We start from the raw sequence: 21,192 nt of genomic DNA, 5'->3' as shown, positions 1-21,192 counted from the left end.
CCCACGAGCCTATCGAGCGACTACTTCACCTCGGTGCGCACGATCCGCCAGATGCCGGAGCCGAGCGGGACACCGATCCACAGCAGCGTCGAGAACAGCAGCTTGGCCCACTGGTCGCCGGTGCTGATCGTGCCGTCGATGAACGGCGAGGACGCCTGCTGGAAGTTGATCCACTCCAGGGTGTCGCCGAAGAAGCGGTTGATGTGGCCGACGAAGAACAGCACCCCCGGGAAGACGTACCAGTAGACGAAGAACAGCACGATCGCCGCAGGCGTGTTGAGCAGCAGCGCGCCGAACGCGAAGCCGATCGACATCGTCAGCACCTGGTAGACGGTGAAGTTCAGGAGCACCGGGTTGTCGGTGCTGCCGGTCCAGTGCATGTAGTCCGGCTGCCCGATCGAGTAGATCGTCGACATGATCAGCGCGACGACGAACATCACCACCACGGTGATCAGGGCGTACGACGCCGAGACCAGCCACTTGGCCAGCACGACCCTGCTGCGGCGCGGCTCGAGGGCGAAGGTCACCATCCCGCCGCGCTGGCTCCACTCGCTGGTGACCAGCATGATCGCCACGACCGGAAGCAGCAGCGAGGCCGGCAGCGCGGCGAGGTAGGCGAAGTCGGTGAAGTGCGTCGTGCCCGGGTTGACCAGGGCCACGACGAGGACCACCGCCTCGATGAGCGTGATGACGATGCCGATCGAGATCAGCAGCCACATGCCGGCCCGGGTGTCGTAGGACTTGCGGAACTCGACGCGCACCGAGCGCCAGAACGGCACGGGGGCGGTGCTGGTGAGGTCCAGGGGGAACGTGGTCATCGGGTCACTCCGATCGCGTCGCGCTGCGTGGCCGAGGTGAGCTCGAGGAAGAGGTCCTCGAGGGTGGCGCCGCCGTCGCGGAGATCGGTGAGCACCACCTGCGAGGCGAGGGCGATCCGGCCGACCTGCTCGGTCGTCGCGGAGACCTGCAGGCCGGTGCCGCGCGGGATGACCGCGTGGCCGGCGGCGGCCAGCGCGGAGCCGAGCGCGTGGTTGTCCAACGACATCACCAGCGAGGTCGCCATCCCGTGGCGCGCCGAGAGCAGGCTGGCCTTGTCGCCCTGGGCCACGATCCGGCCGTTGCCGATCAGGATCATCTCGTCGGCGATCAGCTCGACCTCGTTGAGCAGGTGGCTGGAGAGCAGGACGGTTCCGCCGCGGCCGGCGTACCCCTTGAGCAGGCTGCGCATCCAGCGGATGCCGGCGGGGTCCAGGCCGTTGGCCGGCTCGTCGAGGATGAGCACCTGGGGGTCGCCGAGCAGCGCGTGCGCGATGCCCAGGCGCTGCTTCATGCCGAGGGAGTAGTTGCGGATCCGCCGCTTGGCCTCGGTCTTGTCCAGCCCGACGACCTCGAGCATCTGGTCCACGCGGCCGGGCGGCAGGCCCATGGTGGTGGCGGCGAGGTTCAGCACCTCGCGGCCGCTGCGACCGCCGTGCTGCGCCGACGCGTCCAGGAGCACGCCGACGTGGCGGCCCGGGTTCGGGATGTCGGCGTACCGGTGGCCGCCGATGGTGACGCTGCCGCGGGTGGGCGGTGTGAGGCCGACCATGACGCGCATCGTCGTGGACTTGCCCGCACCGTTGGGGCCGAGGAAGCCGGTGACACAACCCGGACGGCACTGGAAGCTGACGTCGTCGACGGCCGTGAACGCGCCGTACGTCTTCGTCAGGTGGTCGACCGTGATCATGGCCGACAGCCTGCCCTAGTCGACCAAGGTTTTAGCGGAGCTCGTAGATCTGGCCGGGCGAGCAGCGCTCGGCGGTGCCCGGATAGGCGGCCACGGCCTCGGCGAAGATCGCGTCGCCGTCGTGCCACGGCGGGATGTGGGTGACGGCGAGCCGCTTGGCACCGGCCTTGCCGGCGTACTCCCCCGCCTCGTGGCCGGTCAGGTGCAGGCTCGGCGGGTTGTCGTCGCCCTCACGGAACGACGCCTCGCACAGGAACAGGTCGGCGTCCTTGGCCAGGTCGACCAGCTCGGGGATCGGGCCGGTGTCGCCGCTGTAGGCGAGCACCTTGCCGTGGGCCGTGATGCGCATGCCGTACGCCGGCACCGGGTGGTCGACCTCGTAGGGCTCGACGAGGAACGGGCCGATCGTGAACGGCTCGGAGTAGAGCCGGAAGATGAACTCCTCGCGCATGCCGGGCTTGCGCGGCAGGTCGTAGGCCTTGGCGAGCCGCTTGGCGGTGCCCTTGGGCCCGTAGACCGGGATGCGCGGCTGCTGGCCGGAGGGGTGGTACTTGCGCAGGACGTAGTAGCTGGTCATGTCGACGCAGTGGTCGGCGTGCAGGTGGCTGATCAGGACCGCATCGATCTCGAGCGGATCGATGTAGCGCTGCAGCTGGCCGAGCGCTCCGTTGCCCATGTCGAGCACCAGGCTCCAGACCCGCTCGGGGTCGTCCTGGCAGCGGGCCTGGACGAGGTAGCAGCTGGCGGCGCTGTCCGGGCCGGGGTAGGAGCCCGCGCACCCGACCACCGTCACCCGGATGCCGTCCATCGGGATCTCCTTGCCGGCCTTCGCCGAGCCGAGCCGTCTCATGCCAGACCTCCTGCGAACTGTCCCGCGACCGCGAGCTCGGAGCCGAGGAAGCGCCGGCCGATGGTGGCGAACTCGTCGGGCGAGCCCGTCGTCGCGAAGGTGTACGCCGGCACCCCCGACTGCCGCAGCAGGCCGTTGTCGGCGAGCGTCTTGTAGAGCGCCTTCGCGGACTCCTCGGCGCTGCTGACCAGCGTCACGCCATCGCCCATGACATAGGAGATGACAGCGGTGAGGAGCGGGTAGTGCGTGCAGCCGAGGATGAGGGTGTCGATGCCCATCTCGCTGAGCGGGTCGAGGTACTCGTGGGCCACCGCGAGCAGCTCGTCGCCACCGGTCACACCGGCCTCGACGAAGTCCACGAACCGCGGGCAGGCCCTGGTCGTGAGCTCGAGCTGCGGAGCGGCCGCCAGCGCGTCGTCGTACGCCATCGCCTCGGCGGTCGCGCGCGTGCAGATGACGCCGACCTTGCCGTTGCGGGTCGCGGAGACCGCGCGGCGCGCGGCCGGCAGGATCACCTCGACCACGGGGACGTCGTACCGCTCCCGCGCGTCGCGCAGCATCGCGGCCGACGCGGAGTTGCACGCGATGACGAGGGCCTTGACGCCCTGGTCGACGAGGTGGTCGAGACACTCGAGGGCGTACTCGCGGACCTCGGCGATGGACTTGGGTCCGTACGGCTGGCGCGCGGTGTCGCCGAGGTAGGTGATCGACTCGTGCGGCAGCTGGTCGATGACCGAGCGGGCGACCGTCAGGCCACCGAAGCCGGAGTCGAAGATCCCGATGGGAGCGTCGACGTCGACGGTTCGTTGGCCCTGCACGCGTACAGGGTAGAGCCACGAGCGGGTGGTACGGCGGATCTAGCGACCCAACTCACGCTCACGGAGCTCGGGCTATGCCCAGAGCTGGCCCTCGAGGCGCTCCTCCGCGTCGTCGATGGTGCCCTCGTAGGCGCCGGTCGAGAGGTACTTCCAGCCGGCGTCGGCGACGACGAAGGCGATGTCGGCGGACTCCCCCGCCTTGGCGGCCTTGGCCGCCTGGCCCAGCGCCGCGTGCAGGATCGCGCCGGTCGAGATGCCGGCGAAGATGCCCTCGAGCTCGAGCAGCTCGCGGACGCGGCGTACGGCGTCGCGGGGGCCGACCGAGAACCGGGTGTCGATCAGGCTGGCGTCGTACAGCTCGGGGACGAAGCCCTCGTCGAGGTTGCGCAGGCCGTAGACGAGCTCGCCGTAGCGCGGCTCGGCGGCCACGATCGTCACCTCGGACTTGGCCTTGCGGAAGTAGCGCGAGACGCCCATCAGGGTGCCGGTCGTGCCGAGGCCCGCGACGAAGTGCGTGATGCTCGGGAGGTCGGCGAGCAGCTCGGGGCCGGTGCCCTCCTCGTGCGCGAGGGCGTTGGCGTCGTTGCCGTACTGGTAGAGCATCACCCAGTCGGGGTGCTCGGCCGAGATCTTCTTGGCGACGCGGACCGCCTCGTTGGAGCCGCCGGCGGCGGGGCTGGAGATGATCTCCGCGCCCCACATGCGCAGGATCTGGCGGCGCTCCTCGGAGGTGTTCTCCGGCATCACGAAGACGGTGCGGTAGCCCTTGAGCTTGGCCGCCATCGCGATCGAGATGCCGGTGTTGCCCGAGGTGGGTTCGAGGATCGTGCAGCCGGGACGGAGGAGTCCCTCCTTCTCGGCCTCCTCGATCATCCGCAGGGCCGGCCGGTCCTTGATCGAGCCGGTCGGGTTGCGGTCCTCGAGCTTGGCCCAGATGCGGACCTCGGCGCCGTTGGGGAGCACGCCCGGCGACAACCGCGGCAGCCCCACGAGCGGCGTACCGCCCACGGATGCCAGCAGGTTGTCGAACCGGGCCATGATTCCTCCGTTGATCGAGTAGCCCGAGCCGCTAGGCGAGGGCTTGTCGAGATCTTGTCAGCGAGCGCCACCGGCGACGGCCGGCAGCACGACGACCTGGTCGCCGTCGGAGAGCGTGGCCTCGAGGCTGCCCAGGAAGCGGACGTCCTCGTCGTTGATGTAGATGTTCACGAACCGACGCAGGTCCGGGCCGCTGTCCTTGACGTCGATGAGGCGGTCCTTGATGCCCGGGTGGCCGGCCTCGAGGTTGTCGATCAGCTCGGCGAGCGTCGCGCCCTCGGCAGCAACAGCCTTCTCGCCGCCGGTGTAGGTGCGCAGGATGGTCGGGATCTTGACCTCGATGGCCATGTCAGAGGTTCTCCTCGTTCGGGGACGGTGCAGTGGTGGTGCTGGCGCCGATGATCTCGACCGATTCCTCGGTGACCTCACCGTCGACGATTCTGTAGGACCTGAACTCGACCGGGCCGTCGTTATTCCCGTGCTCGCGCGTGCTGACCAGCACGTAGTGGGCACCGGGTTCGCCGGCCAGGTTGATGTCGGTGACGCTCGGGTAGGCCTCGGTGGCCGTGTGCGAGTGGTAGATGACGACCGGCTCCTCGTCCTTGTCGTCCATCTCCTTGTACAGCTCGAACAGGTCGGTCGAGTCGTACTCGTAGAAGGTCGGGCTGCCGGCGGCGTTCACCATCTCGATGAACCGCTCGGGCCGGTCGCTGCCCGCGGGGCCGGCGACCATGCCGCACGCCTCGACGGGGTGGTCCCGCTTGGCATGGGAGACGATCGCGTCGTACGTCGCCTGGTCGATCTTCAGCACACCCCAAGCCTAGGGCGCGCGCCCGTGCGAGCCGATTCCGGGCCGAGCGCCGGACAGCGACCCATCTCACACCGCGGCGGGGCTCACGCGGCGGCGCGGGTGTCCTTCGCCTTCATCGCGAGACGCTCGGGAGTGGGCCAGCGGACCTCGGTGACCCAGCCCAGCTTCTCCATGACCCAGATGATGCGGGCCGAGCTGTCGAGCTGGAACCGGCCGACGCCGTGGCGGGCGCTCGTCGGGTCGGCGTGGTGCAGGTTGTGCCACGACTCGCCGCCGGACAGGATCGCCAGCCACCAGACGTTGCCGGACCTGTCGCGCGAGGCGAACGGGCGCTCGCCGACCGCGTGACAGATCGAGTTGATCGACCACGTCGTGTGGTGGAGCACGCCGATCCGCACGACGGTGCCCCAGAAGAACGCGGTCAGCGCGCCCTGCCACGACCAGGTGATCAGGCCGCCGAGCACCGGCGGGAGCGCCATCGAGATCAGGGTCCACAGCCAGAACAACCGCGAGATCCGGACCAGGTCCTGGTCCTTGACGAGGTCGGGCGCGTACTTCTCGATCGGGGTCTGCTCCTCGTCGAAGAGCCAACCCATGTGCGCCCAGAACATGCCCTTGGTCAGCGCACCCAGGCTGGTACCGAAGCGCCACGGGGAGTGCGGGTCGCCGTCGCGGTCGGAGAAGCGGTGGTGCTTGCGGTGGTCGGCCACCCAGCGGATGACCGGGCCCTCGATCGCCATCGAGCCGGCGATCGCCAGGCCCATCTTGACCGCCCGGTTGGGCTTGAAGGAGCGGTGCGTGAAGAGGCGGTGGTAGCCCACGGTGATGCCGTGCAGCGCGACGGCGTACATCACGACCGCGATGATCGCGTCGCTCCAGCCGAGCCAGCCGCCCCAGGCGACCGGGATCGCGGCCAGGATGGCGATGAACGGGACCGCGATGAACAGGGCGAGCGCCACGCGCTCCCAGAAGCCCTGGGTCTCACCGCCGAGGGTGGCGCGGACCTGCGTCTCGGGTCGGTCGTCGAGTGCGGTCATGGGCTGGAGCTCCCCGGGTGGTCGTGCAAGGTCGGGTTCGAGCCTAACCCAGCCCCGTGTCAGCGCGAGACGGCCTCCACGAGCGTCTCCTGCAGGTAGCCGAGCCACTCGTAGAGATGGTGCGCCTGGCCGCGCGGGTCGTCCTCGGGCAGGGAGTACCAGTAGTCCTCGTCGCCCTCCTCGACCTCGAGGCGGGTCCCGAGCGCGAGCCGCAGGTCGGTGAAGGACCGCATCCAGCTCATCGCCTCGGACTCCTCGAGCTCGACGTCGATGACGACGTCGTGGTCGGCCTCGGTCGGCTCAGCCGGCAGGCCGCCCTCCTCGAGGGCATCGATGATCGACTCGGCGGCAGCGGCCTTGGAGTCCCGCAGGCTCCCCTCGGTGAAGCGGCGGAACTCCCCCGCCGCCTCCTCGTCCTGGGGGTAGGCCGAGGGGAACAGCCGCCGCAGCACGGGGTCCTCGGGGGCGGTGGTCGGGCCGGAGAAGTCCAGCAGCGCCTCGAGCGGGTCGTCGGTGGTCGGAGTCACCGCACGCTCGTTGTGCAGCAGCTCGACCAGCTGGCCCGCGAGCGAGCGCAGCAGGTCGGCCTCCAGCATCGAGAAGGTCGCGAAGATCCGCCGGCTGCGCCGGTGCCGGACGAACTCGGCCACTCAGTCCGCCTTCTGCAGCGTCGCCCAGAGGCCGTACTCGTGCATGGCCTGCACGTCGCGCTCCATCGCCTCGCGGGTGCCGGTGCTGACGACCGACCGGCCGTCCTCGTGCACCTGCAGCATCAGCTTCTCGGCCTTCTTCTTGGAGTAACCGAAGTACTTGGTGAAGACGAAGGCGACGTACGACATCAGGTTGACCGGGTCGTTCCACACGATCGTCGACCACGGGGTGTCGGCGACGGTGAGATCCGCGGGCACGTAGTCCGGGACCACCCCCGGATCGACCGGCGAGAGGCTTGCGGTGGTCACGTGCTCAATGCTCGCACAACGGTTCAGGAGCACCAGCGATCGGCCAGCGTGGTGACGACGTTGAGGTTGCGGTTCGTGGCGACGACGCCGAGCGTCCTCTCGATCTTCCACGGATCGACGTTGCCGGCCTCGTACGCCGGCCCCAGCAGCACGTGCGCCGCGCGGTTGCGTACGACGACCCGGCCGAGGTCGTCCTCGCGCGCCTCCAGCGCGGCGACCGCCCCGGGGTCGGGCTCTGCCTGCAGCAGGTAGAGGTAGTGCCGGGCGAGGTCCGGGCTGGTCAGCTCCCGCGCGTCGGCGGCGATCGCCGCCAGCTCCGGACCAGGGAAGACGATGGTCGGCACCTCGAAGCCCGCCGCCTCGGCGTACGACGCCTCGAGCCGGGTGCGCACCTTCTCGGTGCTCCGCGCCCCGATGGTCAGCAGCACGTTGCCGGTGTTGATGTAGGTCTCGACCCCGGTCGCACCGGCAGCCACGGTCGCCGCCTTGATGGCGTCCTTGGGGAACTTGCGCTTCGCGCCCAGGTTGATGGCCCGCAGGAAGGCGACGTAGGTCGGCATGGGCCCATCCTGCCCCGCCTCACCGACAGGACTAGATTTACATAGGTTTCCTATGTATTATCGAAGGGTGACCGACTCCGAGATGACTGCCTCCAGCAGCGACCTCGCGCTGTACGCCGTCCGCCTCGTGCGCCTCATCCGGCAGACCAACCCCCAGCCGGCCGGCATGCGCGCGATGTCCGCGATCGACCAGAACGGCCCGCTCGGGGTCACCGCGCTGGCCCAGCTCGACAACTGCTCCCAGCCGACGATGACCGTGATCGTGCGCCAGCTGATCGAGGCCGGCTGGGTCGCCCGCGAGCCGCACCCGACCGATGCGCGCAGCACCCTCATCGGCCTGACGGAGGCCGGTCGCACCGAGCTCGGCCGGGTCCGCGCCGCCAACGCCGACCTGCTCGCCTCCCGCATCACCCAGCACTCCGCCGAGGACGTCGCGACCGCGGTCGCGGTGCTCCGCGACGCGCTCACCGAACCCACGCAACCAGAGGAGACCCACCCGTGACCGCCCCCGCCCTGCCCACCACTGACCCCGGAGCGAGCTCCGGATCCCTGCTGCGCCAGCCACGAGCCGTCTGGGCCGTCGCGTTCGCCTGCGTGATCGCGTTCATGGGCATCGGCCTGGTGGACCCGATCCTCAAGGAGATCGCCGCCCAGCTCTCCGCGACGCCGAGCCAGGTCTCGCTGCTCTTCACCAGCTACATGGCGGTCATGGGCGTCGCGATGCTCGTGACCGGAGTGGTGTCGAGCCGGATCGGCCCCAAGCGCACCCTGCTGCTCGGCCTGGCCCTCATCATCGTGTCCGCGGGCCTCGCCGGCGCGTCCGGCTCAGTGGGCGCCGTCATCGGCTTCCGCGCCGGCTGGGGCCTGGGCAACGCGCTGTTCATCGCGACGGCGCTGTCCACCATCGTCAGTGCGGCCACCGGCCCCCTCAAGCAGGCGATCATCCTCTTCGAGGCCGCCCTGGGCCTCGGCATCGCCGCCGGCCCGCTCGTCGGCGGCCTGCTCGGCGAGCAGTCGTGGCGCGCCCCGTTCTTCGGCGTCTCGACGCTGATGGTGATCGCGCTCGTCGCGACCGTGTTCGCCCTCCCGGCGACTCCCCCGACGGGACGCCGTACGACGCTGGCCGACCCGTTCCGCGCGCTGCGGCACCCCGCGCTCGCGATCCTGGCCGTGGTCGCCGTCTGCTACAACCTGGGCTTCTTCTCGCTGCTGGCCGCCGGCCCGTTCGCCCTCCCGAGCGCCGGGATCATGCAGATCGGCTGGATCTTCTTCGGCTGGGGCCTGCTCCTCGCCCTGGCGTCGGTCGCAGCCGCCCCGGCCCTCCAGCGCCGCTTCGGCACCATGCCCGCCCTCACCGGCGCGATGGCGCTCTTCGCGGCCGACCTCCTGGTCATGGCGTACGCCGCCGACCACGCCCTCGCGGTCAAGGTCGGCATCGTCGTGGCCGGTGCGTTCCTCGGTGTGGTGAACACGCTCGTCACCGAGGCGGTCATGGGCTCGGCCCCGGTGGAGCGCCCGGTCGCCTCCGCGGCGTACAGCTTCGTGCGGTTCACCGGCGGCGCCGTCGGCCCGTACGTCGCCCTCAAGCTGGCCGAGCACGAGGGCGTCGCCGCCCCGTTCTGGTTCGGCGGCATCTCGGTCGCGATCGGCGTCGCGGTCCTGCTCGTCGGCGGCGGTGTCGTCGCCCGTGCCCTGCACGGCGCTCCCGCGGCGCACTCCCCCGAGGAGGCCGAGGCGGAGCTGGTGGGCGACGCCGGCTGACCACCCACGGTCGCAGCGGCGCGGCAGGGCCTCGAGCCCGGCCGCGCCGCTGTCGTTCCCGGGGTCAGGAGAAGATCATGCAGCTCGAGGACGCGTAGGCCACGAGACGGTCGTGGCCGTCGTACAGCTTGGCCTCGGCGAGGGCCGTACGTCGGCCGCGCTGGATGACGGTGCCCACCGCACGCAACCGGCCCGAGTCGACGGTGACGGCGCGGAGGAACTTCACGGTGAGGTCGAGCGAGGTGTAGCCCTCGCCGACCGCCAGCGTCGAGTGGACGGCGCACGCGGCGGCCGAGTCGAGGAGCGTGGCGAACACACCGCCGTGCACGCTGCCGATCGGGTTGTAGTGCCGCAGCTCGGGATCGAGCTCGAAGATCGCGGTGCCGCGCTCGGGGATGTCCATGCCCGCGAAGCCGAGGGTGTCCGCGATCGGCGCACCCGGGATCAGGCCGTCCCGGATCGCACACAGGAGCTCGAAGCCGTCGAGGGCCGACGGGTCGAGCCGGGTGTTCGTCGCAAGCTCACTCATGGCTCGAGCGAACCACCGCACTGCTGAGTCTGTCAACGAGACCCAGGTCGCACTATCCTGCTGCCATGACCGCAACCGGGACTCCCTCGGCCCCACCGGCGCTCGACTGGTCGGTCGACAACTGCACGCTCGGCCGCGCGATGGCGATCCTCGGCGAGCGCTGGACGGTCGTGGTCCTGCGCGAGGTCTTCCTCGGCGTACGCCGGTTCGACGACATCCACCGCCACGCGGGCATCCCCCGCCAGGTGTTGACCAACCGGCTCGCCCTGCTCGTCGAAAGGGGCGTCCTGGAGAAGGTCGCCTACCAGGCGGCCGGGTCACGGGCACGCCATGAGTACCGGCTCACCGCCGTCGGCACGGAGCTCCAGCCGATCCTGCTCGCGATCGCGCAGTGGGGCGATCGCCACCTGGCCGACACGGCAGGTCCGCCGATCACCTTCGTCCACCGCGACTGCGACGAGGCGGTCCACGTCGAGATCAGGTGCGCCGCGGGCCACCACATCGACGAGCCGCGGCAGGTCACCAGCGTGCGAGGCCCGGGCGCGAAGCCGTTCGTCGGCTGATCAGGAGGACTTGCGCACCGACCACTCGCGGACGCGGTCGATCCGCTTCTGCAGCTGCTCGGCGTTCGCGATCGCGGCGGCCGGGCCGCCGCACTCCTTGCGCAGGGCGGCGTGGGTGATCGCGTGCGGCTGGCCGGTGCGGTGGTTCCAGGAGGCGACCAGGCCGTTGAGCTCGCGCCGCAGCAACGCGAGGTGCTCGTGGGTCGTGACGTCGACGACCGAGTCGGCCGGTCGCGCCTGCGGCTGGGAGGCCCGGGTCTTGCGGCGGTCGTCCTGGCGCTGGCGCAGCAGGTCCTTCATCTGGCTCGGGTCGAGCAGCCCCGGGATGCCGAGGAAGTCCATCTCCTCGTCGGAGCCGACGTGCACCTCGCCCTCGTGGCCGAACTGGGCGCCGTCGTACAGGGCGTGGTCGAAGCGGGCCTCGGAGCCGAGCGCCTCGAACGGCTGGCTCTCGAGGTCGGCCGAGGCGGACTCGCCGGCGTTGGCGCGCGCCATCAGGTCGTCCTCGGCGGCGAAGATGTCGGTCGGGTCGCTGGTCTTGGACCGGCCGAGCACGTGGTCGCGCTGGCGCTCGAGCTCGCCGGCGAAGCTCAGCAGGTTCGGGACGCTGGGCAGGAAGACCGACGCGATCTCACCACGGGTCCGGGCACGCACGAAGCGGCCGACGGCCTGGGCGAAGAACAGCGGGGTCGAGGTCGTGGTCGCCCAGACGCCGACGGCGAGACGAGGTACGTCGACGCCCTCGGACACCATCCGGACCGCGACCATCCAGCGCGAGTCGCCGTCGCTGAACTCGCTGATCTTCTTCGACGCGGCGTTCTCGTCGGAGAGCACGACCGTCGGCGAGTCACCGGTGATCTGCTTGAGGATCTTGGCGTAGGCACGGGCCGAGTCCTGGTCGGAGGCGATCACCAGACCACCGGCGTCGGGCACGTGCCGGCGTACCTCGGAGAGACGCTTGTCGGCCGCTGCCAGCACCGACGGCATCCACGAGCCGTTCGGGTCGAGCGCGGTGCGCAGGGCCTGGGACGTCATGTCCTTGGTCAGCGGCTCACCGAGCGAGGCGGCCACCTCGTCGCCGGCGCTGGTGCGCCACGCCATCTGGCCGGAGTAGGCGAGGAACAGGACCGGGCGGACGACGTGGTCGCGCAGCGCCTCGGCGTAGCCGTAGGTGTAGTCGGCGACCGAGGTCGGTACGCCGCCCTCACCGGGCTCGTAGGTCACGAACGGGATCGGGTTGATGTCGGAGCGGAACGGCGTACCGGTCAGCGCCAGGCGGCGAGCGGCGGGCTCGAACGCCTCGCGCACACCCTCGCCCCAGCTCATCGAGTCACCCGCGTGGTGGATCTCGTCGAGGATCACCAGCGTCTTGAACCGCTCGGTGCGCACGCGCAGCGCGAGCGGGTTGACGCCCACGCCGGCGTACGTCACGGCGATGCCGACGTAGTCGCTGGAGATCTTGCCGCTGCCGGCGGAGTAGGTCGGGTCGATCGGGATGCCGGCCTTGGCCGCGGCCGCCGCCCACTGCGTCTTGAGGTGCTCGGTCGGCGCGACGATGATGATCCGGTCGATCTGCCGGCGGCCGAGCAGCTCGGCGGCGACGGTCAGCGCGAACGTGGTCTTGCCGGCGCCGGGGGTCGCGACCGCGAGGAAGTCACGCGGGGTGCGGCTGAGGTAGTCCTCGAGCGCGGCCTGCTGCCAGGCACGCAGCGAGCCGGCCGTTCCCCAGGCCGCACGCTCCGGCCACGCAGGGCTAAGGTTGGCGGCGACGCGGGGGGCGATGCTGGCCGGGTGGGACCCGCCCGTCACCCGTTCGAGCCGTCGTCGTCGTTGTCGCCGAGGTTCTCCCAGGCTTCCTTGCACTCGGGGCACACCGGGAACTTCTCGGGAGCGCGGCTGGGGACCCAGACCTTGCCGCAGAGGGCGATCACCGGGGTGCCCATCACCATCGCCTCGGTGAGCTTGTCCTTCTCCACGTAGTGGGAGAACCGCTCGTGGTCGCCGTCGTCCGTCGGGACGGTCCGCTCCCTGATGAGGGTGTCGGTGTCGCCTGCGCCGAAGCCGATCGTTGTCACAGGCTCAGTCTAGAGGGCGCCGCCGACCTTCAGTTCATGGCCGGATCGGCGGGTCGGGTCGCGTGGAGGGCCAGCTCCCCCGGCTGCCGCCTGAGCACCCGGCGGCTGAGCCCGGTGGCGTCCGGGCCGAAGACGTCGTCGTACATCGAGGGCACGACGTACCAGTCCTCGCGGGCGATCTCGCCCTGCAGCTGACCGGCGCCCCAGCCGGCGTACCCGACGAAGACGCGCAGCCGGTCGATGGCGCCGACGACCAGCTCGGGCGGGGTGTCCAGGTCGAGGATGCCGAGGTTCCCCGCGACGGCCCGGAAGCCCGCGCAGCCGCCCTGGTCGGCGTCGTCGTCGAGCGCGACGGCGAGGGCGCCGTCGGTGCCGACCGGGCCGCCGGAGAAGAGCACCTCGGGGAAGTCCACGACATCTCCCCACGGCGCCAGGATGTCGTCGACCGGGATCTGGGTCGGGCGGTTGAGCACCACCCCGAACGCGCCCTCGTCGTTGACCTCGAGCAGCAGCACCACCGTGTCGGCGAAGTTCGGGTCGACCAGCTCCGGGCTGGCCACCAGGAGCAGGCCGGGCGCGGGGTCGAGTCCGGGCGTCATGGCTCCATCATCCCTGCCGTTTGGTGACAAACGGCGGTAAAAAAGCCACTGGAGCTGCCGTTTGGTACCAAACGGCAGCTCCAGAAGGTCGAACGTGACTCAGGCGGCGATGACCGCACGGAGCCGCTCGAGCAGGCTGCCCCGCGGCTCCACCTCCTCCTGCGGGAGGATGACGGCGCTGACGCCGCGGTGCAGGTCACGAGCACCGGCCTCGATCTCGGCACCGATCTGCTCGCTGCGCTCGTCGTCGGCGCGGAGCGAGTCGAGGCTGGCCCGGCCCGCCATCACGGCGAGGTAGTGGTGCTCCTTGGCGACGGCCTTGGTGAGGGCCTTGGCCATCTCCTCGTCCACCGGGTTCGCCGTGTAGTGGTCAATGATCAGGCGTACGCCGGGAAGCTCGTCCGCGGCCGCCTTCCAGCCCAGCATGACCCGCGTCTGCAGGTCCATCGGCTGGGTCATCAGCTGTCGCTCGACGTGGCCCCCGAGGCGGGTGTGCCACTTGAGCTGAAGAGCGGACAGCAGGTCGAGCTCGCCACGGAACATCTCCGCGACACCCTCGACGTCCATGGGCAGGATTCCGTCGCGCCGGACCGCAGATGTTGCGATCACGGAGCGGAGGACCTCGCCTCGGTTGTGAAACGCCTTCCAGGTCATGGTCAGCACTCCTAACTTTCGTCTACGAACGTCAGCACGAATGGGTCCTGTTGACCCGAGACTCCCCCGCTGACATACCGTCGGTACGTACCTCGAGTCTGGCACATACCGGCGGTATGCCGAAGGGCTCGCGACGGTGATGCGGAGCACGCGACGGGGGTCACTGGCGAAGGTCACATCCGTCCCACCCATCACGACCCCCGCCGTCGATGTGACGGGGCGCACGTGCTCCGACCTATGCTTGCCCGGTGGCAAAGGCGACCGTCTCCAAGCTCGTGCCGAAGGTCCCCAAGACCTCGGTGTCGAAGGCGACCGGAGCCGTCACCGGCGCGACCCGGCGGGCGGCGTACTCCGCCTCCACCCGACGCGCGCTGATCGACATCTCCGAGGAGCTGTTCACCGAGAACGGGTACGCCGCCACCAGCCTCGAGGCGATCGTGTCGGGCGCCCGGGTGACCAAGGGCGCCCTCTACCACCACTTCTCGGGCAAGCAGGCCCTGTTCGAGGCGGTCTTCGAGCGCGTCGAGGCCGACGCCTCCAAGCAGATCCAGAAGGCGCTGCGGGGCTCGAAGGACCCGTGGAAGAAGGCCAGCAACGGGCTGCGCGCGTTCCTCGAGGTGGTCCGCGAGCCGCGCTACCGCCGCATCGTCATCCAGGAGGGCCCTGCCGTCCTGGGCCACGAGCGCTACCGCGAGCAGGAGGAGCGCTCGACCTTCGCCAACGTGGTCGACATCGTGCGCACGACGCTCCACGCGGGACGGTGGGACCTCGACGACGACATGCTGCAGACGTTCTCGCGGATCTTCTTCGGCGCGATGTCCTCGGCCGGCGAGCAGGTCGCGACCGCCGACGACAGCGAGGGCGCCGCACAGCGGGTCCAGACCGCGATCGGGTTCCTGCTGACCGGCGTGCAGATGATGGTCGAGGCCGGAGTCGACCTCCCGCTCGGCGTCGCGCACACCGGCGAGCTCCCGGTCGTCGACGACGACGAAGAGCCCGCCGAAGCCTGAGGCTCCGACGGGCTCGTCGCTCGTGGGTCGCTGCTACTTGGTGAAGGTCACCGAGCCCGCGCCGGCGTCGCCCTTGCCGGGCACCAGCGAGAGCCACACGTGGCCTGCGGGGATCTCCAGCTCCTTGCCGGACGCGTCCTTGAACGTGACGGCGTCGCCCTCGTTCTTCTTCTCCCACGTCGCCTTGACGACCTGGCCGTCGTGGAAGATCAGCGCCTTGCCCGATCCCTCGAAGTGCGAGATCGGGACCGGGTTGCCGGCCGGGTCCTTGTACGGCGCCGTCGTGGTGGTGACCGTCGCGGCGATCAGGGTGTCGGGGGCGAACACGTCGCCCTGGCCCATGAAGCCGTTCTGGAGGAGGTAGTGCTTGCCGTCGTACTTCCAGTCCGAGCCGACGCCGCCCGAGAACCTCACGTCGATCGAGGTGGCGGCGCGGCCCTGGGGCAGCGCCTGGTCGCCGAACGGGAGGTAGTCGGCCGGGCGAGCGGGCTTCTTGTGGGCCGCCTTGCCGATGGCCGCGAGGTTGGCCATCACGCTGTGCAGGGAGTCGTGCTGCCCGTCGCTGACGCGCACGACGTTCGGGTTGTTCATGTCGAGGTAGGTGATCCCGGCGTGGCTGATCGCGTGCAGCGTGAACTGCGCGGCACCCGAGGTGACGATCGAGGCGCCGATCGGCTTGGCGACACCGACATCGGTGGCGCGCATCGAGCGGACCGGACCGACCTTCTGCGGGAGGTTGTCGTAGAAGAACACCGCGAGACGGGTCAGACCGCCCTCGACGAGCTCCTGGGTGACCAGGTCGGCGCTGCCGATGCCGATCTGCGGGTCACTCGCGGCCGTGTTGTCGATCTTGACGATGTACGGCGGGTGCGCCTGCTCGGAGTCGCTCATCGGAAGACCGGTCAGCGGGTTGGTGGCGGGCACCTGGGCCGGCGCCGACGACGAGCCCGAGCCGGCGGCCTTGTCGTCGCTCTTGCTGCCGCAAGCGGTGAGCGAGAGGCTCAGCGCCGCGACGGCGGCCGGGATCACGAGGCGGGAGCGCTTGTGCACGGGGAACTCCGAATCTGGGGAAGAGAAGGTGGAACGTCTCAGTGTCGGTCGTGGAACGACGACGCCCGCGCAGATGCGCGGGCGTGTCGGGTGTTGCTCAGGACGAGCCGAAGGCTCAGTGGATGCGGAAGCCGCCGTCCACGTTGATGGTCTGGCCGGTGATGTAGGAGGACTCGTCGGCGCAGAGGAACGCGACGGCGGCGGCGATGTCCTCGGGGAAGCCGATGCGCTTGACCGGGTTGGCGTCGGCGTTGAGCTTGAAGAACTCCTCGCGGTCGATGCCCATGCGGTCGGCGGTGGCCTCGGTCATCTCGGTCTTGATGAAGCCCGGCGCGATGGCGTTGACGTTGATGCCGAACGGGCCGAGCTCGATGCCCAAGGTGCGGGTGAAGCCCTGCACGCCGGCCTTGGCGGCCGAGTAGTTGGCCTGGCCGCGGTTGCCGTAGGCGGAGATCGACGACAGGTTCACGACCTTGCCGTACTTCTGCGCGACGAAGTGCTTCTGGGCGGCCTTGGTCATCAGGAACGCGCCCTTGAGGTGCACGCCCATGACGAGGTCCCAGTCGTCCTCGGTCATCTTGAACAGCAGGTTGTCGCGGGTGATGCCGGCGTTGTTCACCAGGATGTGGATGCCGCCGAGCTCGGTGACGACCCGGTCGATGGCGGCGTCGACGGACGGACCGTCGGAGACGTTCGCACCGACACCGATCGCCTTGGCGTCGCCGACCAGCTCCAGCTTGGCCGCGGCCTCAGCGGCGGCGCTCTCGTCGAGGTCGACGATCGCGACCGAGGCTCCCTCGGCAGCGAAGCGCTGAGCGGTGCCGAACCCGATGCCGCGCGCGGCGCCGGTGATCACGGCGACCTTTCCGTCGAAACGACCCATGGTGTGTTCCTCTCGAAGTCGATGAGCTGCGGCCTCTGGCCGAGCCACAAGCGCCCAGCAGCCTACGACGCCCGCCCGCACGGTCGCGGACGGGCGTCGTACGGCGGTCTCAGCGCAGCGAGCCCGCGAACCAGCGGTTGGTCCAGATGCGGTCGACCCGCACCCGCGCGCCCGGGTAGGGCGCGTGCAGCACCCGGACGTGGCCGTGACGGCGGCCCACGAAGATGCCGACGTGGTAGACCCCGCCACCGTCGGTGAAGAAGATCAGGTCCCCGCGGCGCATGTGGGAGCGCCGGATGTGGTGCGCGAAGTGGGCCTGCGCGCGCGAGGTGCGCGGGATGTGGCGGAAGCCCGCGTGGCGGAAGCTGAAGTAGACCAGTCCGGAGCAGTCGAAGGCGTGCGGGCCGGCGGAGCCGTAGCGGTAGGGCGCGCCGAGATGGTGGCGCGCGATGCTCAGTGCGCTGCGGGCGGCGACCGGGCGGTCGAGGGCCTCAGCGGACGGAGCCGCCACGGTGGTGGCGACGGCCAGGGAGGCGGTCAGGGCGATCAGGGCCAAAAAAGACAGCGCGAGGGCGCGCATGCGAGCCATGGCAGGCATGTGGGTTTCCTTTCCACGCCTGCGAGGTGAGCTGTCGGGTTAGGGCGGAAAGTGCCCCGCGGCGCGTTGCCGTGTCGCTTCACCCCGAGCCGGTCGGTAGGACCGGCGAAGTTGGGTCCCCCACTCCTGCCACTTGTCTGAGATAGACGGACGCTGGCGGATGTGGCAGGACTCGGCGTACCCGACAGCGCTCTGTGAACTTGTGCCATCGAAGGTAGGCGGGCGGGCCGACAGGGTCCAAGGTGGCGCCGGGGTGACCTTCGTCAACCCGGGAAGCGGTACGGTGCTGCCGATCAGTCCACGCACTTCCACAGGAGCAACAGATGTCCGACAACGAGCAGTTCGCCGGCTTCTCCGACAACGCCTACCAGCACCTGATGCACTCGCTGGCCAACATCACCCTCTGGTCGATCATCATCCTGGGTGTGGCCGCCGGCATCTTCGGCTTCATCTGGGGCCAGTCGCACTGAGCCCGACGGCTCCTCAGAGCAGGCCCTGGGCCTGCTTCGCCCGCAGCACGCGCAGTGCTGCGTCCTCGACCCGGCGTGCGAACGCCGGGTCGTTGCGCGCGCGGCGCACGAGCGCGGCGTACATCTGACCGACCTGGTCGGCCGACGTCACCAGCACCATGTCGCCGCCGGCCTGCAGGAAGCGCACAGCCCGCTCCTGCGGCGTCCAGCGGCGTACGGCGGTCGCGTCGAGGCTGTCGCTGACGATGACGCCCCGGAAGCCGAGGTCGTGGCGCAGGACCCCCTGCATGATGCGGCTGCTGAACACCGCCGGCTGGCGCGGATCGAGGCGGGGGTAGGAAGCCAGCGACATCATCACGAAGTCGGCGCCGGCGTCGACCGCGGCCTTGAACGGCTGCAGGTAGGGATCGCCCGGGCGCGTGACGGCGTCGACGACCGCACTGGTGTAGTCGGTGTTCCCCACGACCCGGCCCAGGCCCGGGAAGTGCTTCTCGCTGGTGGCGACGCCCACGTCGGCCATGCCGCGGACGAAGGCGGCCGCGTGCTGGGCGACGCTGGTCGGGTCGTAGCCGAAGTTGCGGTCCAGCCGGCCGATCGGCTGGTTGGTGGCCCGGGCGCCGGGCGGGACCGTGTCGGCCACCGGCCCCAGGGCGAGATTGACGTCGGCGGCCCTGAGCTCACGACCCCAGCGGCGGGCCTGCGCCCTGAGCCGGGTCGGGCTCCACGTGCCCTGCTCGAGCGCGCTGGGCATCCGGGCGAAGCCCGGACCCTGCAGGTGCTGGACCAGGCCACCCTCCTGGTCGACCCCGATCAGCAGGCGTACGCCGCTGGTCGACCGCGGCCCGACCTGGCGGCGCATCGTCTCCACGGTGTGCTTGATCGCGGTACGGCCGGCCGTGCTCTTGTCCATCAGGATCACGTTGCCGACGTGGAACCTGGAGATGGTGCGGGCGGTGGCGCTCGACGGCTCCCCCGCCGGCGTACCGACCATGAGCAGCTGCCCGATCCGCTGCTCGAGCGTCATCGCGGCGAGCTTGCGCCGGGCGGCGTCCGGGGTGGTCGCGTGGTCACTCGTCGAGGAGCCGCAGGCGGACAGCAACGGGACCACGAGGAGCGCCAGGATCAGCGTCGGCCAGCCGAGTCGTCGCACTCGAGGAACCGTAGTGGCGTTCGCCGGACGCGCCGGAACCACCGGCGCGGTGACGATTCCCACCCGCTATCGCGTCAGGAGGGCGATGCCCGCGGCGAGCAACGCGAGGGCCTTGACCACCTCGGTGCCGACGTACCAGAGGTGGGCGTGGGAGCGAGGCGCGTCCTCGAGCGTGGCGCCGGCCAGGACGGCGTCCGAGCGCTTGGTGAGCGCCGGGCGGATCCCCACCAGCTGCACGACGAGCACGGCGATGGCGATGCCGAGCGGGATCGCCGCTCCCCCACCTGGCAGCCGCGCGGCCCAGACCGAGCCGACGACGAGGGCGGCGGCGTACGCCATCTCGAACCGGTTCAGCGCACCGAAGACCACGCGGCCGATGGCCAACCCCACGGGGACCGTGACCCCCGGAGCGCGGAACTTCAGGGGCGCCTCGACGAACGAGATCGCGAGGACCATGCCCAACCACAGGGAGGTGATGGCGAGGGCGAGGCCGTTCCAGGTATCCACGGGTCCGATTCTGGCACCCCCACCCGCTCGGACTCAGTGCGGCTCCTCCACGTCGCGCGAGTCGGTGAGGGTCAGCGCGCCCCAGCCGGCGACCAGGCCCACGACGACCGCCAGGACGGCGTACGTGATCCGCTCGCCGTGGAAGAAGTCGGCGACCAGGGCCGCGCTCCAGGTGCCGCTGGGCAGGGTGGCGGTGACGAGGGCGGCGACGAGGGTGCCGACGATCGCGGTGCCGACGCTGGTGCCGACCTCCTGGGCGGTGTCGTTGAGGGCGGTGCCGATCGACGTTCGGTTCTCCGGCATGGCGTTGACGAGTGCGACCGCACAGATCGTCATCACCGTCCGCAGCCCGATCGTGAAGCCGACCATGCACAGGGCGATCGCGAGGTAGCCGTGCGAGACGGCCCACGCCATGCCGGCCATCGAGCCGGCGAGGAAGCCGGCGCCGACCAAGCAGGCGATGCGGTGGCCGAAGCGCTTGCCGAGGCCCTCGCAGAGCGGGGTCGCCAGGATCATCGTGACGATCAGCGGGAGGTTCGCCAGACCGGCGCGCATGGGACTCCACCCGTAGGCGTACTGGAAGTGCAGGATCAGGCCGAAGATGACACCGGCCATCGCGATCGACGTGCCGACCTGGGCGATCGCGGCTCCACGGACCGTGCCCCTCGCGAACAGCCCGAGGTCGAGCATCGGTTCCGGCGTACGTCGCTCGTGGGCCACGAAGGCCGCGAGCAGCGCGATCGTGCCGGCCATGCAGCCGAGCGTGACGGCGGAGAGCCAGCCGTGCTCCACGCCGCTGGTCAGGGCGTAGCAGGCCAGCCCGATCCAGCCGATGCTGAGCACCGCGCCCGGAAGGTCGAGCCGATCGTTCGTCAGGTCCTCCGGCCGGTCCGGCGCCACACCGAGACGTACGCCGACGTACGCCACGAGCGCGACGGGGGCGTTGACCAGCAGCAGCCACTGCCAGTCGACGTGGGCGAGCGCCGTGCCGCCGAGGAGCGGTCCGAGGATGAAGCCGCTCATGCCGACCACGATCATCACGGTCATCGCCCGCATGCGCAGCGCCTCCTCCTCGAACAGGCGGAAGACCAGCGAGTTGGTGATCGGCGCCATCATCGCCGCCGGGATCCCGAGCGCGGCACGCAGCGCGATCAGCGCGCCGGCCGAGTGGACCAGGGCGACCAGGAGGCTGAGCAGGCCGAAGAGCGCCAGACCCACCAGGAGGACCCGGCGTCGGCCGAGCCGGTCGGCAGCGGAGCCTGCGGTGAGCAGCAGCCCACCGAAGGTCAGCGAGTAGGCGCCGGTGACCCACTGGAGGGCCGTCGTACCGCCGCCGAGGTCGCGGCCGATGGTCGGCAGCGCGATCGTCATCAGGGTGTTGTCGACCATCTCGACGAAGAACGCGAGGCAGAGCGCCGTCAGCGGGATCCAGGCGGCGCCGAGGGACGCGTACGTGCGGGCCGGTGCCGGGGCGGCGGTCGTGGTGGTCATGGGAGCACTGTGCGGCCGACCGGTTTCAGGACGCTTTCAGCGGCTGAAAACGC

General features: G+C 70.4%; 27 protein-coding genes and 1 riboswitch. Of the genes, 5 read left to right on the top strand and 22 right to left on the bottom strand.

Annotated elements, in window-relative coordinates:
* Positions 1-20: 20 nt before the first annotated feature.
* From ACYVJ3_RS06115 to ACYVJ3_RS06065, 11 genes are all read right to left on the bottom strand, one after another.
* Positions 21-818 carry an ABC transporter permease gene (locus ACYVJ3_RS06115; protein ID WP_460851684.1) on the bottom strand — a complete coding sequence of 266 codons (798 nt, stop codon included), beginning with the start codon at positions 816-818 and terminating at the stop codon, positions 21-23.
* The gene (locus ACYVJ3_RS06110) at positions 815-1,726 is read right to left on the bottom strand and encodes an ABC transporter ATP-binding protein (RefSeq protein WP_460851683.1); all 912 of its coding nucleotides are present in this window, start codon (positions 1,724-1,726) and stop codon (positions 815-817) included. The genes ACYVJ3_RS06115 and ACYVJ3_RS06110 overlap by 4 nt, the downstream gene beginning before the upstream one ends.
* Before the next feature lie 31 nt (positions 1,727-1,757).
* Positions 1,758-2,576, bottom strand: a complete 819-nt coding sequence (locus tag ACYVJ3_RS06105; protein ID WP_460851681.1) for an MBL fold metallo-hydrolase — start codon at positions 2,574-2,576, stop codon at positions 1,758-1,760.
* The gene (gene murI, locus ACYVJ3_RS06100) at positions 2,573-3,394 is read right to left on the bottom strand and encodes a glutamate racemase (protein ID WP_460851680.1); all 822 of its coding nucleotides are present in this window, start codon (positions 3,392-3,394) and stop codon (positions 2,573-2,575) included. Before murI ends, ACYVJ3_RS06105 begins: the two co-directional genes overlap by 4 nt.
* A gap of 72 nt (positions 3,395-3,466) precedes the next feature.
* Complete coding sequence (locus tag ACYVJ3_RS06095; RefSeq protein ID WP_460851678.1) at positions 3,467-4,432, bottom strand: PLP-dependent cysteine synthase family protein; 966 nt, start codon at positions 4,430-4,432, stop codon at positions 3,467-3,469.
* A gap of 57 nt (positions 4,433-4,489) precedes the next feature.
* Complete coding sequence (locus ACYVJ3_RS06090) at positions 4,490-4,780, bottom strand: MoaD/ThiS family protein (protein WP_460851677.1); 291 nt, start codon at positions 4,778-4,780, stop codon at positions 4,490-4,492.
* 1 nt (position 4,781) lies between these two features.
* Complete coding sequence (locus tag ACYVJ3_RS06085) at positions 4,782-5,243, bottom strand: M67 family metallopeptidase (RefSeq protein ID WP_460851675.1); 462 nt, start codon at positions 5,241-5,243, stop codon at positions 4,782-4,784.
* An 83-nt stretch (positions 5,244-5,326) separates the two neighbouring features.
* A complete protein-coding gene (locus tag ACYVJ3_RS06080; RefSeq protein WP_460851673.1) occupies positions 5,327-6,280 on the bottom strand; it encodes an acyl-CoA desaturase in 954 nt (317 codons plus the stop codon).
* 59 nt (positions 6,281-6,339) lie between these two features.
* A complete protein-coding gene (locus ACYVJ3_RS06075; RefSeq protein WP_460851671.1) occupies positions 6,340-6,930 on the bottom strand; it encodes a DUF2017 domain-containing protein in 591 nt (196 codons plus the stop codon).
* Complete coding sequence (gene clpS, locus ACYVJ3_RS06070) at positions 6,931-7,203, bottom strand: ATP-dependent Clp protease adapter ClpS (RefSeq protein WP_460851716.1); 273 nt, start codon at positions 7,201-7,203, stop codon at positions 6,931-6,933.
* 59 nt (positions 7,204-7,262) lie between these two features.
* Positions 7,263-7,799, bottom strand: a complete 537-nt coding sequence (locus ACYVJ3_RS06065) for a DUF1697 domain-containing protein (protein ID WP_460851669.1) — start codon at positions 7,797-7,799, stop codon at positions 7,263-7,265.
* Positions 7,800-7,866: 67 nt separating this feature from the next.
* Here ACYVJ3_RS06065 and ACYVJ3_RS06060 point away from each other — a divergent pair, with 67 nt between their 5' ends.
* Both ACYVJ3_RS06060 and ACYVJ3_RS06055 read left to right on the top strand, forming a co-directional pair.
* Positions 7,867-8,301: a MarR family winged helix-turn-helix transcriptional regulator gene (locus ACYVJ3_RS06060; RefSeq protein ID WP_460851668.1), complete on the top strand. Its 435-nt coding sequence runs from the start codon at positions 7,867-7,869 to the stop codon at positions 8,299-8,301.
* On the top strand, positions 8,298-9,560 hold the full coding sequence (locus tag ACYVJ3_RS06055; RefSeq protein ID WP_460851666.1) for an MFS transporter: 1,263 nt from the start codon (positions 8,298-8,300) through the stop codon (positions 9,558-9,560). Before ACYVJ3_RS06060 ends, ACYVJ3_RS06055 begins: the two co-directional genes overlap by 4 nt.
* A 64-nt stretch (positions 9,561-9,624) precedes the next feature.
* Here ACYVJ3_RS06055 and ACYVJ3_RS06050 read toward each other — a convergent pair whose 3' ends face one another.
* Positions 9,625-10,089 carry a PaaI family thioesterase gene (locus ACYVJ3_RS06050; RefSeq protein WP_460851664.1) on the bottom strand — a complete coding sequence of 155 codons (465 nt, stop codon included), beginning with the start codon at positions 10,087-10,089 and terminating at the stop codon, positions 9,625-9,627.
* A 65-nt stretch (positions 10,090-10,154) separates the two neighbouring features.
* Between ACYVJ3_RS06050 and ACYVJ3_RS06045 the strand changes: the two genes are divergently transcribed.
* Entirely contained in the window at positions 10,155-10,652 is a 498-nt protein-coding gene (locus ACYVJ3_RS06045) for a winged helix-turn-helix transcriptional regulator (RefSeq protein ID WP_460851662.1), read from the top strand.
* Here ACYVJ3_RS06045 and ACYVJ3_RS06040 read toward each other — a convergent pair whose 3' ends face one another.
* The 4 genes from ACYVJ3_RS06040 to ACYVJ3_RS06025 form a co-directional block, all read right to left on the bottom strand.
* On the bottom strand, positions 10,653-12,461 hold the full coding sequence (locus ACYVJ3_RS06040) for a DEAD/DEAH box helicase (RefSeq protein ID WP_460851661.1): 1,809 nt from the start codon (positions 12,459-12,461) through the stop codon (positions 10,653-10,655).
* Complete coding sequence (locus ACYVJ3_RS06035) at positions 12,458-12,718, bottom strand: DUF3039 domain-containing protein (protein ID WP_460851714.1); 261 nt, start codon at positions 12,716-12,718, stop codon at positions 12,458-12,460. The genes ACYVJ3_RS06040 and ACYVJ3_RS06035 overlap by 4 nt, the downstream gene beginning before the upstream one ends.
* Positions 12,719-12,756: 38 nt before the next feature.
* Positions 12,757-13,326, bottom strand: coding sequence for a YqgE/AlgH family protein (locus ACYVJ3_RS06030; protein ID WP_460851660.1), 570 nt, complete (start codon positions 13,324-13,326; stop codon positions 12,757-12,759).
* A gap of 99 nt (positions 13,327-13,425) precedes the next feature.
* Entirely contained in the window at positions 13,426-13,893 is a 468-nt protein-coding gene (locus ACYVJ3_RS06025) for a hypothetical protein (RefSeq protein WP_460851658.1), read from the bottom strand.
* 335 nt (positions 13,894-14,228) lie between these two features.
* On the opposite strand from ACYVJ3_RS06025, the gene ACYVJ3_RS06020 reads away from it, so the two are divergent.
* Positions 14,229-14,990, top strand: a complete 762-nt coding sequence (locus tag ACYVJ3_RS06020) for a TetR/AcrR family transcriptional regulator (protein WP_460851657.1) — start codon at positions 14,229-14,231, stop codon at positions 14,988-14,990.
* A 33-nt stretch (positions 14,991-15,023) separates the two neighbouring features.
* Here the strand turns inward: ACYVJ3_RS06020 and ACYVJ3_RS06015 are convergent, their stop codons facing one another.
* From ACYVJ3_RS06015 to ACYVJ3_RS06005, 3 genes are all read right to left on the bottom strand, one after another.
* Positions 15,024-16,040, bottom strand: a complete 1,017-nt coding sequence (locus ACYVJ3_RS06015; RefSeq protein ID WP_460851656.1) for a DUF3048 domain-containing protein — start codon at positions 16,038-16,040, stop codon at positions 15,024-15,026.
* 115 nt (positions 16,041-16,155) lie between these two features.
* The gene (locus ACYVJ3_RS06010; protein WP_460851654.1) at positions 16,156-16,923 is read right to left on the bottom strand and encodes an SDR family NAD(P)-dependent oxidoreductase; all 768 of its coding nucleotides are present in this window, start codon (positions 16,921-16,923) and stop codon (positions 16,156-16,158) included.
* A gap of 109 nt (positions 16,924-17,032) precedes the next feature.
* Positions 17,033-17,521 carry a C40 family peptidase gene (locus ACYVJ3_RS06005; RefSeq protein WP_460851653.1) on the bottom strand — a complete coding sequence of 163 codons (489 nt, stop codon included), beginning with the start codon at positions 17,519-17,521 and terminating at the stop codon, positions 17,033-17,035.
* Between the two features lies 1 nt (position 17,522).
* Positions 17,523-17,690: riboswitch (cyclic di-AMP (ydaO/yuaA leader) on the bottom strand.
* 154 nt (positions 17,691-17,844) lie between these two features.
* On the opposite strand from ACYVJ3_RS06005, the gene ACYVJ3_RS06000 reads away from it, so the two are divergent.
* Entirely contained in the window at positions 17,845-17,991 is a 147-nt protein-coding gene (locus ACYVJ3_RS06000; RefSeq protein WP_460851652.1) for a hypothetical protein, read from the top strand.
* A gap of 13 nt (positions 17,992-18,004) precedes the next feature.
* Here ACYVJ3_RS06000 and ACYVJ3_RS05995 read toward each other — a convergent pair whose 3' ends face one another.
* The 3 genes from ACYVJ3_RS05995 to ACYVJ3_RS05985 form a co-directional block, all read right to left on the bottom strand.
* On the bottom strand, positions 18,005-19,141 hold the full coding sequence (locus ACYVJ3_RS05995; protein ID WP_460851651.1) for a glycoside hydrolase family 3 protein: 1,137 nt from the start codon (positions 19,139-19,141) through the stop codon (positions 18,005-18,007).
* 66 nt (positions 19,142-19,207) lie between these two features.
* Positions 19,208-19,648 carry a hypothetical protein gene (locus tag ACYVJ3_RS05990; RefSeq protein WP_460851650.1) on the bottom strand — a complete coding sequence of 147 codons (441 nt, stop codon included), beginning with the start codon at positions 19,646-19,648 and terminating at the stop codon, positions 19,208-19,210.
* 33 nt (positions 19,649-19,681) lie between these two features.
* Positions 19,682-21,139, bottom strand: a complete 1,458-nt coding sequence (locus tag ACYVJ3_RS05985; RefSeq protein WP_460851649.1) for an MFS transporter — start codon at positions 21,137-21,139, stop codon at positions 19,682-19,684.
* Positions 21,140-21,192 lie beyond the last annotated feature (53 nt).

Source organism: Nocardioides montaniterrae (genome assembly GCF_054782655.1).
The sequence above is the reverse complement of the archived record's forward strand: the minus strand, read 5'-3'. Positions and strand labels throughout refer to the sequence as shown.

Excerpts from the sequence above, each read along its gene's own strand:
- ACYVJ3_RS06115 (WP_460851684.1), bottom strand. The coding sequence starts at position 818 with ATGACCACGTTCCCCCTGGACCTCACCAGCACCGCCCCCGTGCCGTTC.
- ACYVJ3_RS06110 (WP_460851683.1), bottom strand. The coding sequence starts at position 1,726 with ATGATCACGGTCGACCACCTGACGAAGACGTACGGCGCGTTCACGGCC.
- ACYVJ3_RS06105 (WP_460851681.1), bottom strand. The coding sequence starts at position 2,576 with ATGAGACGGCTCGGCTCGGCGAAGGCCGGCAAGGAGATCCCGATGGAC.
- ACYVJ3_RS06095 (WP_460851678.1), bottom strand. The coding sequence starts at position 4,432 with ATGGCCCGGTTCGACAACCTGCTGGCATCCGTGGGCGGTACGCCGCTC.
- ACYVJ3_RS06090 (WP_460851677.1), bottom strand. The coding sequence starts at position 4,780 with ATGGCCATCGAGGTCAAGATCCCGACCATCCTGCGCACCTACACCGGC.
- ACYVJ3_RS06080 (WP_460851673.1), bottom strand. The coding sequence starts at position 6,280 with ATGACCGCACTCGACGACCGACCCGAGACGCAGGTCCGCGCCACCCTC.
- ACYVJ3_RS06065 (WP_460851669.1), bottom strand. The coding sequence starts at position 7,799 with ATGCCGACCTACGTCGCCTTCCTGCGGGCCATCAACCTGGGCGCGAAG.
- ACYVJ3_RS06050 (WP_460851664.1), bottom strand. The coding sequence starts at position 10,089 with ATGAGTGAGCTTGCGACGAACACCCGGCTCGACCCGTCGGCCCTCGAC.
- ACYVJ3_RS06045 (WP_460851662.1), top strand. The coding sequence starts at position 10,155 with ATGACCGCAACCGGGACTCCCTCGGCCCCACCGGCGCTCGACTGGTCG.
- ACYVJ3_RS06030 (WP_460851660.1), bottom strand. The coding sequence starts at position 13,326 with ATGACGCCCGGACTCGACCCCGCGCCCGGCCTGCTCCTGGTGGCCAGC.
- ACYVJ3_RS06025 (WP_460851658.1), bottom strand. The coding sequence starts at position 13,893 with ATGGACGTCGAGGGTGTCGCGGAGATGTTCCGTGGCGAGCTCGACCTG.
- ACYVJ3_RS06010 (WP_460851654.1), bottom strand. The coding sequence starts at position 16,923 with ATGGGTCGTTTCGACGGAAAGGTCGCCGTGATCACCGGCGCCGCGCGC.
- ACYVJ3_RS06005 (WP_460851653.1), bottom strand. The coding sequence starts at position 17,521 with ATGCCTGCCATGGCTCGCATGCGCGCCCTCGCGCTGTCTTTTTTGGCC.
- ACYVJ3_RS06000 (WP_460851652.1), top strand. The coding sequence starts at position 17,845 with ATGTCCGACAACGAGCAGTTCGCCGGCTTCTCCGACAACGCCTACCAG.
- ACYVJ3_RS05985 (WP_460851649.1), bottom strand. The coding sequence starts at position 21,139 with ATGACCACCACGACCGCCGCCCCGGCACCGGCCCGCACGTACGCGTCC.